Genomic DNA, 13,966 nt, shown 5'->3' on the forward strand with positions numbered 1-13,966 from the left:
TGAGGTCCGTGGGAATGCCCGACCGGAGCGCGCAGGCGCCCCGGTCGGTGCGCCGCGTCAGAAGGCGTAGCGCAGCGTTCCCGAGATGGTCCGGCCGGTGTAGGCGCGGCCGAGCGCGATGCCGCTGGCCGGAATCGTGCCTTGCGTGACATCGGCCAAGGCGAGCGTGTCGAACAAATTGTTGACGTTCAGCATCAACTGCACCCGCTCGATCGGACGGACCTGCACAAAGGCATTGACTAGCGTGTAGCCAGGCATTTTCAGCTGGTTGACGTCCTGCGCGAAGCTGCTCGTCGTGCCGATCACGTTCGCGCCGAAGGTGACATGCTTCAGGTCGATCTGCGGCGTCGCCTGGAAGATCAGGCTGGGCTGCCGGCGCGGGGTGTTGCCGATGATCGCGGCGCTGGTTGCATCGGCCGTGATCTCGGCGTCGGTGTAGGTACCGCCCGCGGTCAGGTTGAAGACACCATATTGTACGCCGCCTTCGAACTCGACGCCCTTGGCGCTGTAAGACCGGACGATGTTGACCGACTGACTTGAACCATCGGCATTGCTGACGACCTGCGAATTGCGTTCGCTGGTCTTGGCCTGGAAGGCGGTGACGTTGACCGTCAAGCCGCGCTGGCGGAACTTGACGCCGATTTCGGCCTGCTTGATCGTGTCGAAGCCGCTGTCGTCATTGAACAGCCCACCGCTGCTGTAACCAACCGCCGGCGTGAACAGGATCTTGTCGGCGGCAGCGCGGCCACCGCGGCTGTAGCGCGCGAACATCGCCAGCGGCTCGGCAATACGGAAGTTGATGCCGCCCGAATAGCTGAGATAGCCATAGTTGTAATCGACGCGACCCGGGCGGTCGAGCGGTAGCACGCCAGTCAGTCGTTCGGCCTGCGAAATCTGCCCATTGCCGTTGACGTCGAACGGTTGCGCGCCGGGGCCACGGCCAAGGAGCTCGGCACCGAACAGCGTGCCGGCGACCTTGCCGAAATCATAGCGGACGCTGCCGCCAATGGCGATCTTGCCAATGTGATAGTTGAGCGAGGCATAGGGCGCGTTGATCGCGTAGTTCACGTCGTAGCTGCGATGACCAAAGCCGCCGCTGACAGAGTAGGTGAGGTAACCCTCCTGCGTCACGGGTACGCCCGCTGCTGTCGTGATGTTGACCAGCGCCGCATTACCGCCGCCGCGCACGTCGGACAGGATGGTAGCGTAGTGCCAGTCGGTCTTATAGTCCTGCGACGACTTGTAGAAGCCGGCGGTGGTCGTCAGGTTGCCGTTGCCAACCTGCCAGACGCGGCTGATACGCAAATCGTTGGTGGCATTGTTGAGGCTGTTCGCGGTGCGATCGATGAACAGCGTCTGCACCAGCAGGCCGTTGCCGTTCAGCGCTGCCGGGTCGGTGATCGCCTGCCCGGTCAACGGGCCGGTGGCGTAGGATAGCCGCGCACCCGCGCCGCCGCTGGCGGCGGCCAGCGCCGCTGCCGATCCGACCGAGCGCGGGAAGTTCTGAAGCGACTTTCCGGACATGTCGGCAAAGCGGAACTTGTTGCTGACGGTCCACGCGCCGAAATCGAACTGCCCATCGAAGCCGATCGACTTGACGATCGCGTGCTGGCCGTCGCGCAAATCGCTGCGTGTCGGATTATTGTCGGCATCGAGCCCCAGGATGCCGGCGGTGTTGGGCGACATCAGCGTATCGGACTTGATGTCGAGGCCTGGCACACTGGCATAGACCGGCGCCGCATTGGTGCCGGTCACGCGCAGCGGAATCGCCTGGTAGGGGGGGGTGATGTCATTCAGATACTTGCCGTACACACGGACATAGCCGTTCGAGAATGTCTTGGTGATGTTGGCCTTGACCTGGCCGCCGCGGAAGGCGTCGAAGCCCTGGCTGCGCGGGCCTTCACCCTGGCGGAAGAAGCCGCCGACGTGGAAGCGCAGCGTGTCGCTGATCTTGTGCCCATAATCGCCATCGACGCGATATTCGCCGTAGTTGAGGCCTACCGTCGTCTGGACCGCGCCGCCCTCGACGTCGCCGGTCTTGGAGATCAGATTGAGCACGCCGCCCGGCGAGTTCGACGCAAAGGTCGATGCCGACCCACCGCGGATCGCCTCGACCTGCGCCACGTTGAGGTCGAAGCGCATGAACATGTCGGCGCCAAAGCCCTGCATGTCGCCGAATTCGAACACCGGCAGGCCGTCTTCCTGCAGCTGCAGATATTTGGAACCGGTGCCCGACATCGGCAGGCCGCGGATCGTGAAATTGGCGTTGCCCTCGCCGATCGCATATTCGACGCGCATGCCCGGGATGTTGCGCAGCGCTTCACCGAGCGAGCGCGCGCTGAACTTCTCGATCTCGGTCGCCTTCAGCGCACTGGTCGAGGTCGCGCTGTCCAGCCGGTCGCGGCCCTTGGCGACGCCGGTGGTAAAAGCCTCCTCGGCAGGCGCTTCCTTTGCGGCTTGTTCCGCTTGGGGATCGGATCGCTCGGCTGCCTGTTTGTTTGTGGCAGACTGCGCATGGGCGAGGCCCGGGACCAACAGCGCCATTGGCGCGACCGTAAGCAAGAGGCGAAGGCGGTTCACTGACTATCCAATTAAAGATCAACCAAGCGGGAACGGATCGAAATCAGGTGCAGCTTGCGTTGACAGATGGTTGAAACGAAATTTTAACTTAATGCGAAGCCTCAGCTTGCCCGAGGCTGGCATATCTCCATTATAGACGGCTGATCACCGGCGAGCGTTTTGGCGCGCAATCATTCGATCACCGACACTGATCCGTGCCATGTTGTTCAGGAACTGGGACAAGGCGGATAGGTGGCGGCGGTGATCGGCGGGCGGGCGATCCTCCCGGCCGGGGCGCGATGGCGCACCGGCCGGGCCGCGATCAGAACGCGTAACGCATTGTCGCCGAGAGGGTCCGGCCGGTGTAGGCGCGGCCGAGCACGACGCCGCTGGCCGGGATCGCGCCCTGCGTAACATCGGCGAAGGCGAGCGTGTCGAGCAGGTTGTTGACGTTTAGCATCAACTGCACCCGATCGGTCGGGCGGACCTGCACGAAGGCGTTGACCAGCGTGTAGCCGGGCAGCTTCAGGCTGTTGACGTCCTGCGCGAAGCTGCTCGTCGTGCCGATCACGTTCGCGCCGAAGGTCACATGCTTCAGGTCGATCTGCGGCGTCGCCTGGAAGATCAGGCTGGGCTGCCGGCGCGGGGTGTTGCCGACGATCGCGGCGTTGGTCGCGTCGGCGGCGATCTCGGCTTCGGTATAGGTGCCACCCGCGGTCAGGTTGAAGACACCATATTGTACGCCGCCTTCGAACTCGACGCCCTTCGCGCTGTACGATCGGACGATGTCGACGATCGTCGACGAACCATCGGGAAGGCTGGTGACCTGCGAATTGCGCTCGCTGGTCTTGGCCTGGAAGGCGGTGACGTTGGCGGTAAAGCCGCGCTGGCGGAACTTGACGCCGATTTCGGCCTGCTTGATCGTGTCGAAACCGCTGTCGTCATCGAACAGCGAACCGCTGCCGTAATTGACCGCCGGCGTGAACAGGATCTTGTCGGCGGCGGCGCGGCCACCGCGGCTGTAGCGCGCGAACATCGCCAGCGGCTCGGCAATGCGGAAGTTGATGCCGCCCGAATAGCTAAGGTAGCCATAGTTGTAATCGATGCGACCCGGGCGGTCGAGCGGCAGGACGTTGGCCTGACGCTCGGCCTGCGAAATCTGGCCATTGCGGTTGACGTCGAACGGCAGCACGCCGACCCGACCGCCGCCGAGCTCGAGACCGAACAACGTGCCGGCGACCTTGCCGAAATCATAGCGGACGCTGCCGCCGATCGCGATCTTGCCGATGTGGTAGTTCAGCGACGCATAGGGCGCGTTGACCGCGTAGTTCACGAGGTGGCCCTGAGGCGGCGCTCAATCTGTACTAGCGCTGCGCTGGTCTCTTCGAGGCTAGCGGCGTTGCTTTCGGTACGGCGAGCAAGATCCTCGGACGCCTGCGCGATTTCGCTCGAGCCGGTACGGATGTTGATCGCGCTGTCGCTCACCGCGGCGATCGTCGTCCGTAGCGACGACACCGCGGCGTTATAGTCCCGCTTGAGCAGAGCATAGTCACCAGGGAAATCCACTTCGATTGTTTCGGTCAAATTGCCGGCTGCAAGCGCTGTTAAGCTCTCGCCCAAACAAGTCGTGACTGTTTGAAGGATACGCGCCTGCTCGGCACGTTCGGTGGCAAGTGCCTCCGCCGAATGTTCTCGATCTATGGTTTGCCGGTCATTGGCGTTAACCAACGCAACGATACGCTGCGCCACCCAGATGAGCGTGGCTGCCTCGACAACAAGGACGATCGCATGAAAGGCGACCCGCGCCAACGAGCCGTCACCGGCAAACAACCATTGTGGCATAATCATGCCAAGCCCGAGATGGTGGACGGCAACGACGCCCGTTGCTGCGGCGAGTGCCTTCCAGTCGCAAAGGATCGACGCTGCTGCGAGCAGCGCAAAGAACAGCATGTGCAGGTCGGTCTGCCAGCCATACCCCTCGCTGATGAACAGCAGAAGCGCGGGTAGGGCGGCCACGGTAATGCTTACCGCCAAGCGGGCACCCGCATCGATGCGGCGCTGCGCAATCAGAACCCCCGGATAAACGACGAGCAAGAGCGCGAGCACCGCTGCCGGCCATTTGTCAGGCGTTGGGAGAAACAGCACCATGAGGCCTGCCAAAGCCGCCAAGGTAGCGATCAGGCCCACGACAAGGCGCATGCCCACATGACGAAGCTTCGCAAGACCGAGATCGGTATTCATGCAACGGTGCTCGCGGTAGTGCCACATCCGTAAAAGCGGAATGAAAGAAGCAGTGCGCCATGCTTCACGGCGGAAGCGATCAGTGCCGATCTCACACCGTATACGATAAACGAACCTTCATAGAAGCCGGGAGCCACAAGCCGGGCACCGGTTGGTAGCACCCAGCCCAAAGTTGATGCTGCAGTGCCAGGTCGCAGGGGTGCCACCAACATCACGCCTTCGGCGGGTGGCGCCAATGTTAGTGCAGCTATTCCGCCCACGAGTGCGCATTGGAGGATCATGCCAGGCAGCTGAAATCTACGGGTCAATCGATCCTCCTACTGGCATATCTGCGACGGCATGATGCTTCGCATGGTCGGCCCGCCGGGTGGCGCTTCCAATGGCGCTAATTGCATCTTAGGTCATGGCCGAACCAAGCGGCGCTAACAGGCCTTTTTTTAGTGCGCGTCGTCGCATCCCTTCTGCGAAAGCGTATAGGATCGCGCAGTCCTCCATGCAGACTCTGCTGCAGCCGGTAGATATGAACGCTGATCCCGACGTGAGCGATGTTGGCCGCCCAGAAGGGCGTCGAGCTTTCCATGCAGATCGATTATAACGTTCTGGCGTGGCATGGAGCTGACGTCCGCTCGCGGTTGGGAGATCGTTATGGCGCTTCGCTTGCGGAGAGGGCAGGCGTTTTCGACGGTTTCGACGAAAATTCATCGTTGGTTGAAGCGCTTGTCTCCGCCGCCGTATCTCACATGCTTGGGCAAATCGCGTCGGATTCGACATCCATGTTGGCCGACGGCCTTGAGTTCAGGATCGAACAGACGTTTTTTCCTGACGTTGTCCCGGGACTGATTAGCCAGGGGGGCTGCTTCAAGGTGGCCCCTTGGGCATGGTAAGGCTGTCCCAGCAATAATGCATAGGATTGGCGCGCCCGGAGGGAGTCGAACCCCCGACCGAGGAGGTAGAAGCTCCTTGCTCTATCCAACTGAGCTACGGGCGCGCGCCACCTTCCCCTAGCCGATTTCGCGGGGCGAGGAAACGCCGCGGGCGCACGCGAACCGAGCTTCGTGATGGACGTTGAGGCGGCTTGCCGTCGCCCGGCGGATCGCGGATGAAGCTGCATCGAAGGGGTGGGCGATGAGCGAGCAGGACAGCATGAAGGGGCCGGCGGCGATCCCCGCCGACAGGATCGGCGGCGGCGGCTTTCGCTATTTCGATTTCGTGATGGCGGCGTTCGTCACCATCCTGCTGCTGTCGAACGTCATCGGCGCGGGCAAGGTGTCGGCGATCGACGGCTTCGTGTTTGGCGCAGGGATCCTGTTCTTTCCGGTCAGCTATGTGATCGGCGACGTGCTGACCGAAGTCTATGGCTATGCCCGCGCGCGCCGCTGCATCTGGGCGGGGTTCGGCGCGATGATCTTCCTGGCGGTGATGTCCGCGGTGGTGGTGGCGATGCCGCCGGCGCCCGGCTGGGAGGGGCAGGCGGCGTATGAGGCGGTGTTCGGCGCGGTGCCGCGGATCGTACTGGCGTCGATCGCCGCGTTCTGGGCGGGCGAGTTCGTCAATTCCTATGTCCTCGCGCGGATGAAGCTGCTGACCAAGGGCAAGCACTTGTGGTCGCGCACGATCGGATCGACGGTCGTGGGGCAGGGCGTCGACAGCCTGATCTTCTATCCGCTGGCGTTCCTGGGGGTGTGGGACACCGCGCAGGTCTTCACCGTGCTGGTCACCAATTGGGGGCTGAAAGTGCTGTGGGAGGCACTGCTGACCCCGGTCACCTATGCCGTCGTCGGCTGGCTCAAGCGCCGTGAGGGGGTCGACGTGTTCGACCAAGGCACCGACTTCACCCCGTTCCGCACGCGGGTTTGAGGCCTAATCGTTCAAGCTGGCGACGATCGCAGCGTTCGCCGGTGCGAACGGGTTAACGATCCGGACGTCGTCGATGATGGCCCCGTCCTGCATGTCTTCGGTCAGCAGCGTTTCGGCGCCCATCGCTTTTGCCGACACCAGGATGATTGAGTCCCAGAGCTGCAGCTTGTGCCGCTGGGCTAACCGCGCCCCGGCGATGACGTGTTCGGGCTGGGTCGGCGACGTGGCGAAGAGCAAGGACCAATCGGCTGCCAATCCTATGGCTTCTTCATAGGCGGCCGCATTCTTGCGGCGGACGACGTTGAGGAATTCGCCGATCACCTGGCTGGTAAGCACCAACAGCAAGCCGTCGGCGCGGCTTATGATGTCGAGCGCGATATCGCGTTTCTGTCGTTCGCCACGATCCAGCGCATAGACCAGGACGTTCGAATCCAGCGAGTATCTCAAAGCGCGACGTCACCATATTTGTCATCTTCGGTGATCGTCCCGGCCTCCAGCACGAAACCGCGGCGCATCGTATCGATCATTCGCTTGTTGGCGGCATTCCACTCGGCATCGCTTGCACCGCGCCGTGGCCGAAGCTCTACGATCGTGCGGTTGTTCTGCGTGACCTCGATCACCTCGCCCTTGGCCGCGCGATCGATGAGCTGGGCGATGTTTTGCTTGAACTCGGTGATGGATATAGCCGTCATCGTTCGATTCTCCGGACGGCTTCAGTGTATCGATCGCCCTATATTACGCAATCGCGGCGAGCAGGCCTTCGAACAGGCGGCGGCCATCGGTGCCGCCATGCGCGGCTTCGATCCGGCGTTCGGGGTGCGGCATCATGCCCAGCACATTGCCGCGTTCGTTGAGCACGCCGGCGATGTCGCGCGCCGAGCCGTTGACGTCCTCGGCATAGCGGAAGGCGACGCGGCCTTCGCCCTCGAGCCGGTCGAGCGTCTCGGCGTCGGCGAAGTAGTTGCCGTCGTGGTGCGCAACGGGGACGGTGATCGCTTCGCCCGCGTCATAGCCGCGGGTGAAGATCGACTGGTCGTTGGCGACGCTCAGCCGCGCGTCGCGGCAGACGAAATCGAGCCCGGCATTGCGCATCAGCGCGCCGGGCAGCAGTCCGGTCTCGGTGAGGATCTGGAAGCCGTTGCAGATGCCGAGTACCGGCATCCCGTGTTCGGCTGCCGCATGGACCGCAGCGACGATCGGCGAGCGCGCGGCGATCGCGCCGCAGCGCAGATAGTCGCCATAGGAAAAGCCGCCGGGCACCGCGACCAGGCCGATGCCATCGGGCAAATCGGTGTCGCCGTGCCACACCATCGTCGGCGCCACCCCGGTCACGTCGTGGAGCGCGGTCGCGATGTCGCGGTCGCAATTCGATCCGGGGAAGACGATGACCGCGGTCTTCATGCCAGCTTCTCGACCCGATAATTCTCGATCACCGTGTTGGCGAGCAGCTTGCGGCACATATCGTCGATCGCCTGATCGCTGGTGTCGTCGGCGACGTCGAGTTCGAACAATTTGCCCGCGCGGACATCGGCGACGCCGGCAAAGCCGAGCGACCCCAGCGCGTGCTGGATCGCCTTGCCCTGCGGATCGAGGACGCCCGATTTGAGCGTGACGATGATGCGAAGCTTCATGGGGTGCGCCTTCGGGTGATGCGGAATGTCGCGGTCGCTATGCCGCGATGGGGCCGGGGCTGCAAGCGAGCAGCCCGTTCGTCTCGTGCGCGGCCGGGCAAGCGCGGGGCTTATCCGGCAGCGGTTTCTCGACTTCGCTCGAAACGAACGGGTTATTGGGCCGTTGTTATGGCGTTATTTGCCCCGGCGCTTGCGGTGAGTTTCGAGGTCGAGCACCGCCGAATCGGCGTCTTCGGGCAGCAGGCCCAGGCGGCGCGCGACTTCCTGATAGGCTTCGACTTCGCCGCCAAGATCGCGGCGGAAGCGGTCCTTGTCGAGCTTTTCGCCGGTGGTCATGTCCCACAACCGGCAATTATCGGGGCTGATCTCGTCGGCCAGGATGATCCGGCTGTAATCATTGTCCCAGATGCGGCCGAATTCGAGCTTGAAGTCGACCAGCCGGATGCCGATCCCGGCGAACAGCCCCGACAGGAAGTCGTTCACACGGATCGCCAGGTCGGCGATGTCGTGCAATTCTTCCTGCGCGGCCCAGCCGAAGCACAGGATATGCTCTTCGGTGACCAGCGGGTCGCCGAGCGCATCGTCCTTAAGGCAATATTCGATGATCGTGCGCGGCAGCTGGGTGCCTTCCTCGATCCCCAAGCGCTTCGACATCGATCCGGCGGCGACGTTGCGCACGACGACTTCGATCGGCACGATCTCGACCTGGCGGATCAGCTGCTCGCGCATGTTGAGGCGGCGCAGGAAATGCGTCGGGACCCCGATATTGCCGAGCAAGGTGAAGACATGCTCGGAAATTCGGTTGTTCAGCACGCCCTTGCCGCTGATCGTGCCCTTTTTCTGCGCGTTGAACGCAGTGGCATCGTCCTTGAAATACTGGATCAGCGTGCCAGGCTCGGGACCCTCGTAAAGGATCTTGGCCTTGCCCTCATAGATTTGGCGGCGGCGTGCCATGGGCGGAACCCCTGAAAATGAGAGACCCCGGCGGCGCTCGGCTTTCGCCGCGCGTGCCGGGGCATGTTGACCGCGCATATATCGAAACGAATGCGGCGGCGCAATCAATCGTGCCGAAGGACTTGGGCGAGCACTTCGCCCGCGCGGACGATGTCGGCATAGCCGATATAGAGCGGGGTCAGGCCGAAGCGAAGAATGTCGGGATCGCGGAAATCGCCGATCACCCCTGCGTCGATCAGCCGGGCGATGATCGCGCGGGCATCGCGATGGCGAAAGGCAATGTGGCTGCCGCGCTGGCCGGCATCGCGCGGCGAGACGCATTCGAGGCCGAGCGCATCGCCGATGCCGACGAAGACGTCGAACAGCGCCGCGCTCTTGGCGGCGAGCGAATCGATCGAGACGTCGGCGATCGAATCGAGCCCGGCCTCGAGCGCGCCCATCGCCAGCATCGCGGGGGTGCCGGTGCGCCAGCGTTCCATGCCGGGGCCGGCTTCATAGGGATCGGCGAAACCAAACGGGTCGGCATGGCCCATCCAGCCCGAGATCGGATTGTGGAACCCCGCCTGATGCCGCTTGGCGACGTACAAAAATGCGGGCGCGCCGGGGCCGCCGTTGAGGAATTTATAGCCGCAGCCGACCGCGCAATCGGCATTGGCTTGGGTGAGATCGACCGGCACCGCGCCGGTGCTGTGGCTCAGATCCCAGCAGATCAGCGCGCCGGCATCGTGCGCGCGGGCGGTCCAGGCGGGCATGTCGAAGCGCTGCGACGTCTTGTAATGGACATGCGTCAGCAGCACGAGCGCGGTGCGCTCGTCGATCGCTTCGGCCAGCGTTTCGCGCGGCACCGCGCGCAGCGTTGCGCCGGGGACGCAGGCGACCGCGCCCTCGGCAATGTGCAGGTCGGAGGGGAAATTGCCCGCCTCGCTCACGATTACCGTGCGCGTCGGATCATGACGGAGCGCCGCCACGATCAGCTTGAAGAGATTGGTCGAGGTCGAATCGGCGACGAGCATTTCGTCCGCCTCGGCGCCGATCCAGCGCGCGAGCTTGCCGCCGATCCGCGCCGGGCTGTCCATCCAGCCCTCGCCCCAACTGCGAATCAGCCGGTCGCCCCATTGGCGCTCGAGCAGGTCGGTCTGCGCGGCGATCGTCGCGCGCGGCAGCGGCCCGAGCGAATTGCCGTCTAGATAGATGACGCCTTCGGGCAGCACGAACCGATCGCGCAGATCGCGCAGCGGATCGGCGGGGTCGCGCGCGCGGGCTTCGTCGAGCGTCATCATGGCTTGAGTGCCTTGCGGATCGCGCGCTTGGCTTGGCCCCAGGCGGCGGTTTCGGGCGCGATCAGTTCGACATGGCCGGTGCCGGGCACGATCGTCAGCGTCGCATTATCGCCGGCGGCGCGCGCCGCGGCGTCGAAGCCCTGCGGCAGGCGGATCGGAATGATCCGATCCTCGCGCCCGACGATTTGGGTGTGCGGCACGCCGATCGGCAACAGGCGCGGGACCGAGGTGTCGGCATAGACGTCGCGGCGTTCGGTGGGCGAGGGGCCGACCAGCTTGCCCACCACTTCGGTGCCGCAGCCATTGTCGGTGGCGGCGGCGGTGGCTTCGAGATCGGGCAACCCGCCCAGGCTGACGACATGCGCGATCGGCGGCGGATCGGCGGTGCGCAGCGCGCTGCCGGTGGGGAGCTTCGGGCGGCCCGCCAGCCACAGCGCCAGATGGCCGCCAGCCGAATGGCCGACCGCGACGATCCGGCGGGTATCGAGGCGGAAGTGCGCGGCATGAGTCCGCAGCGAATCGGTCGCGGCTGCGACGTCGCGGAACGTCCCCGGATAGCCGCCGCCGGGCAGATCGACCCCGCGATATTCGACGTTCCACACCGCGATCCCGTCACGGCGCAGATCGTCCGAAATCCAGTTCATCAGGCTGCGATCGGCGATGCTGCTGGTCCAGCAGCCGCCATGCACCATGACGACGGTCGGGTGCGGGCCGGTGCCCGCGGGCAGCCAGACATCGACCTTGTGCATCGCGTCGGCACCATAGGCGACCGTCGCATCGGGGGCGGGCTTGGCGCGATCGGTGAGCGCGGGCCAGCGCATCGGGGTGAAGGCGCCGCTCGCGGCGGGCGGCGGGGTGGCGGCGCAGCCGGCGAGCAGCAGCGCGGCGAGGAGGGCGATACGAGGCATTGCCGGTCGTTACGACCTTCCGACGATCTTTAGAAGAACGCGCATTTTACCCCCCTCCCTGGAAGGGAGGGGCTGGGGGTGGGTGGGTTGGTGGCGGGCGGTGCGCTAGCCAACCGCCCGACCCACCCCCGACCCCTCCCTTCCAGGGAGGGGAGGCGATCTTCTTCGAGGCGTCAGCCGCCTACTGCTGGCATCTCGCCAGCGCGGCCCTGGCTTGCTATCGCTTGGCGTAATGGCAACCGACCTGACCGATCCACCCGACCCCTTCGACCTGATCGTGGATGCCCCGTTCGACAGCGCGCTGTCCGAGCGGTATCTGGTCTATGCGATGTCGACGATCACCGCGCGATCGCTGCCCGACGTGCGCGACGGGCTGAAGCCGGTGCATCGGCGGCTGTTATGGGCGATGCGGCTGCTCAAGCTCGATCCCGCCAGCGGCTATAAGAAATGCGCGCGCGTCGTTGGCGACGTCATCGGCAAATATCATCCGCATGGGGATCAGTCGGTTTACGATGCTATGGTCCGGCTCGCGCAGACCTTTGCGCTGCGCTATCCGCTGGTCGACGGGCAGGGGAATTTCGGCAATATCGACGGCGATAACGCTGCCGCCTATCGCTATACCGAGGCGCGGCTGACGCAGGTTGCGATCGACCTGATGGCCGGGCTCGACGAGGATGCGGTCGATTATCGCCCGACCTATAATGGCGAGGATCACGAGCCCGAGCTGTTCCCGGGCGCCTTCCCCAATCTGCTCGCCAATGGTGCCGCCGGCATCGCGGTGGGGATGGCGACCTCGATTCCGCCGCACAATGCCGCCGAATTGCTCGATGCCGCGATCCTGCTGATCGACCAGCCGCATGCCGATGACGCCGCGATCCTGGCGCATGTCACCGGCCCCGATTTCCCCACCGGCGGCATCGTCGTTGATTCGCCCGCGTCGATCGCCGAGAGCTACGCCACCGGGCGCGGCGGGTTTCGCGTGCGCGCCAAGTGGCAGATCGAGCGCGAAAAGGGCGGCGGCTGGACCGCGGTGGTGCATGAAATCCCTTACGGCGTGCAGAAGGGCAAGCTGATCGAGGCGATCGCGGCGCTGATCAACGACCGCAAATTCCCGATCCTCGCCGATATTCGCGACGAATCGGATGCCGAAATCCGCATCGTCCTCGAACCGCGCAGCCGCACCGTCGACGCCCAGACGCTGATGGATGGGCTGTTCCGGCTGAGCGACCTCGAAGTGCGCGTGCCGCTGAACCTCAATGTGCTCGACAAGGATCGCACGCCGCGGGTGATGTCGCTGCGCGAGGCGCTGGCGGCGTGGGTCGAGCATCAGTTTGTGGTGCTTCAGCGCCGGTCGCAGCACCGGCTCGACAAGATCGCCGACCGGATCGAGCTGCTCGACGGCTATATCATCGCCTATCTCAACCTCGACCGGGTGATCGCGATCATCCGCGCCGAGGATGAGCCAAAGCCGGTGTTGATCGCCGAATTCGCGCTGACCGACCGCCAGGCCGAGGCGATCCTCAACATGCGGCTGCGCAGCTTGCGCAAGCTCGAGGAAATGGAACTCCGCCGCGAACGCGACAAGCTCGACAAGGAAAAGGCCGAGCTCGAGGCGTTGCTGGCGTCGCCCGGCAAGCAGCGCACGCGGCTGAAGCGCGACCTGGGCAAGGTGCGCGAGCGCTATGGTCCAGAGACGCTGCTCGGCAAGCGGCGCACGCTGATCGAGGAAGCCGGACCAGCGCGCGAAATCCCGCTCGAGGCGATGATCGAGCGCGAGCCGATCACCGTCATCCTGTCGCAGCGCGGCTGGATCCGCGCGATGAAGGGCCATGCCGACCTCGCATCGACCGAGCCGATGAAGTTCCGCGAAGGCGATGGCCCGCGCTTCGCCTTCCACGCGCAAACCACCGACAAGCTGGTGCTCGCGTCCGAAAGCGGGCGCTTCTACACGCTGGGGGCCGACAAATTGCCCGGCGGGCGCGGCTTTGGCGAGCCGGTGCGCGCGATGGTCGACCTCGACGGCGATGGCGACATCGTCGCGTTCGTGCGCGCCGGCGCCGCCGACATGCGGCTGCTGGTCGCGGCGACCGACGGGCGCGGCTTCGTTGTGCGGATGGCCGACCTGATCGCCGAGACGCGCAAAGGCAAGCAGGTGGTGACCCCGCGCGCCGGGGGGAAGCTCAAGCTGGTGCGCGTCATCGATCCGGCTGACGATTATGTCGCGGCGATCGGCGACAATCGCAAATTGGTGGTGTTTCCCCTGACCGAAATGGCCGAATTGTCGCGCGGGCAGGGGGTGCAGTTGCAGCGCTATCGCGACGGCGGGCTGTCCGATGCGCGCACCTTCCGCTTCGCCGAGGGACTGAGCTGGACGATGGGCGGCGAAAGCGCGCGGACGCGGACCGAGGCCGATATGTCGGCCTGGCGTGCCGCACGCGGCGCGGCGGGGCGGATGCCGCCCAACGGCTTCCCGCGCGATAATCGTTTCGGCTGAACCACTTCGGCGCGCGCCGTGATCCCGTAGTTCTTCAAGCGG

General features: G+C 64.7%; 13 protein-coding genes and 1 tRNA gene. 3 read left to right on the forward strand and 11 right to left on the reverse strand.

Going from position 1 to position 13,966, the window contains the following annotated elements; all coding sequences use genetic code 11:
* Positions 1-57: 57 nt before the first annotated feature.
* From OKW76_RS14515 to OKW76_RS14525, 3 genes are all read right to left on the reverse strand, one after another.
* The gene (locus OKW76_RS14515; protein WP_265549551.1) at positions 58-2,544 is read right to left on the reverse strand and encodes a TonB-dependent receptor domain-containing protein; all 2,487 of its coding nucleotides are present in this window, start codon (positions 2,542-2,544) and stop codon (positions 58-60) included.
* Between the two features lie 337 nt (positions 2,545-2,881).
* Entirely contained in the window at positions 2,882-3,892 is a 1,011-nt protein-coding gene (locus OKW76_RS14520; protein ID WP_265549552.1) for a TonB-dependent receptor domain-containing protein, read from the reverse strand.
* Positions 3,889-4,800, reverse strand: a complete 912-nt coding sequence (locus OKW76_RS14525) for a methyl-accepting chemotaxis protein (protein WP_265549553.1) — start codon at positions 4,798-4,800, stop codon at positions 3,889-3,891. The genes OKW76_RS14520 and OKW76_RS14525 overlap by 4 nt, the downstream gene beginning before the upstream one ends.
* A gap of 545 nt (positions 4,801-5,345) precedes the next feature.
* Here OKW76_RS14525 and OKW76_RS14530 point away from each other — a divergent pair.
* Positions 5,346-5,684, forward strand: a complete 339-nt coding sequence (locus OKW76_RS14530) for a hypothetical protein (protein WP_265549554.1) — start codon at positions 5,346-5,348, stop codon at positions 5,682-5,684.
* A 27-nt stretch (positions 5,685-5,711) separates the two neighbouring features.
* Here the strand turns inward: OKW76_RS14530 and OKW76_RS14535 are convergent.
* Positions 5,712-5,788: transfer RNA gene (locus tag OKW76_RS14535), tRNA-Arg, on the reverse strand.
* 155 nt (positions 5,789-5,943) lie between these two features.
* Between OKW76_RS14535 and OKW76_RS14540 the strand changes: the two genes are divergently transcribed.
* On the forward strand, positions 5,944-6,657 hold the full coding sequence (locus OKW76_RS14540; RefSeq protein ID WP_265553007.1) for a queuosine precursor transporter: 714 nt from the start codon (positions 5,944-5,946) through the stop codon (positions 6,655-6,657).
* 3 nt (positions 6,658-6,660) lie between these two features.
* Here the strand turns inward: OKW76_RS14540 and OKW76_RS14545 are convergent, their stop codons facing one another.
* The 7 genes from OKW76_RS14545 to OKW76_RS14575 form a co-directional block, all read right to left on the reverse strand.
* Positions 6,661-7,104: a PIN domain-containing protein gene (locus tag OKW76_RS14545; RefSeq protein WP_265549555.1), complete on the reverse strand. Its 444-nt coding sequence runs from the start codon at positions 7,102-7,104 to the stop codon at positions 6,661-6,663.
* Positions 7,101-7,349: a type II toxin-antitoxin system Phd/YefM family antitoxin gene (locus OKW76_RS14550; RefSeq protein WP_265549556.1), complete on the reverse strand. Its 249-nt coding sequence runs from the start codon at positions 7,347-7,349 to the stop codon at positions 7,101-7,103. Before OKW76_RS14550 ends, OKW76_RS14545 begins: the two co-directional genes overlap by 4 nt.
* 43 nt (positions 7,350-7,392) lie before the next feature.
* Positions 7,393-8,058: a phosphoribosylformylglycinamidine synthase subunit PurQ gene (gene purQ, locus OKW76_RS14555; protein ID WP_265549557.1), complete on the reverse strand. Its 666-nt coding sequence runs from the start codon at positions 8,056-8,058 to the stop codon at positions 7,393-7,395.
* Entirely contained in the window at positions 8,055-8,288 is a 234-nt protein-coding gene (gene purS / locus OKW76_RS14560; protein WP_256506588.1) for a phosphoribosylformylglycinamidine synthase subunit PurS, read from the reverse strand. Before purS ends, purQ begins: the two co-directional genes overlap by 4 nt.
* A 174-nt stretch (positions 8,289-8,462) precedes the next feature.
* The gene (gene purC / locus OKW76_RS14565; protein WP_256506589.1) at positions 8,463-9,242 is read right to left on the reverse strand and encodes a phosphoribosylaminoimidazolesuccinocarboxamide synthase; all 780 of its coding nucleotides are present in this window, start codon (positions 9,240-9,242) and stop codon (positions 8,463-8,465) included.
* A 104-nt stretch (positions 9,243-9,346) separates the two neighbouring features.
* Positions 9,347-10,519: a kynureninase gene (kynU, locus tag OKW76_RS14570; RefSeq protein WP_265553009.1), complete on the reverse strand. Its 1,173-nt coding sequence runs from the start codon at positions 10,517-10,519 to the stop codon at positions 9,347-9,349.
* On the reverse strand, positions 10,519-11,430 hold the full coding sequence (locus tag OKW76_RS14575; RefSeq protein WP_265549558.1) for an alpha/beta hydrolase: 912 nt from the start codon (positions 11,428-11,430) through the stop codon (positions 10,519-10,521). Before OKW76_RS14575 ends, kynU begins: the two co-directional genes overlap by 1 nt.
* Positions 11,431-11,662: 232 nt before the next feature.
* Here OKW76_RS14575 and parC point away from each other — a divergent pair, with 232 nt between their 5' ends.
* Positions 11,663-13,924, forward strand: a complete 2,262-nt coding sequence (parC, locus tag OKW76_RS14580; protein WP_265549559.1) for a DNA topoisomerase IV subunit A — start codon at positions 11,663-11,665, stop codon at positions 13,922-13,924.
* Positions 13,925-13,966: the final 42 nt, after the last annotated feature.

This window comes from Sphingomonas sp. S1-29, from assembly GCF_026167545.1.
GTDB lineage: Bacteria > Pseudomonadota > Alphaproteobacteria > Sphingomonadales > Sphingomonadaceae > Sphingomonas.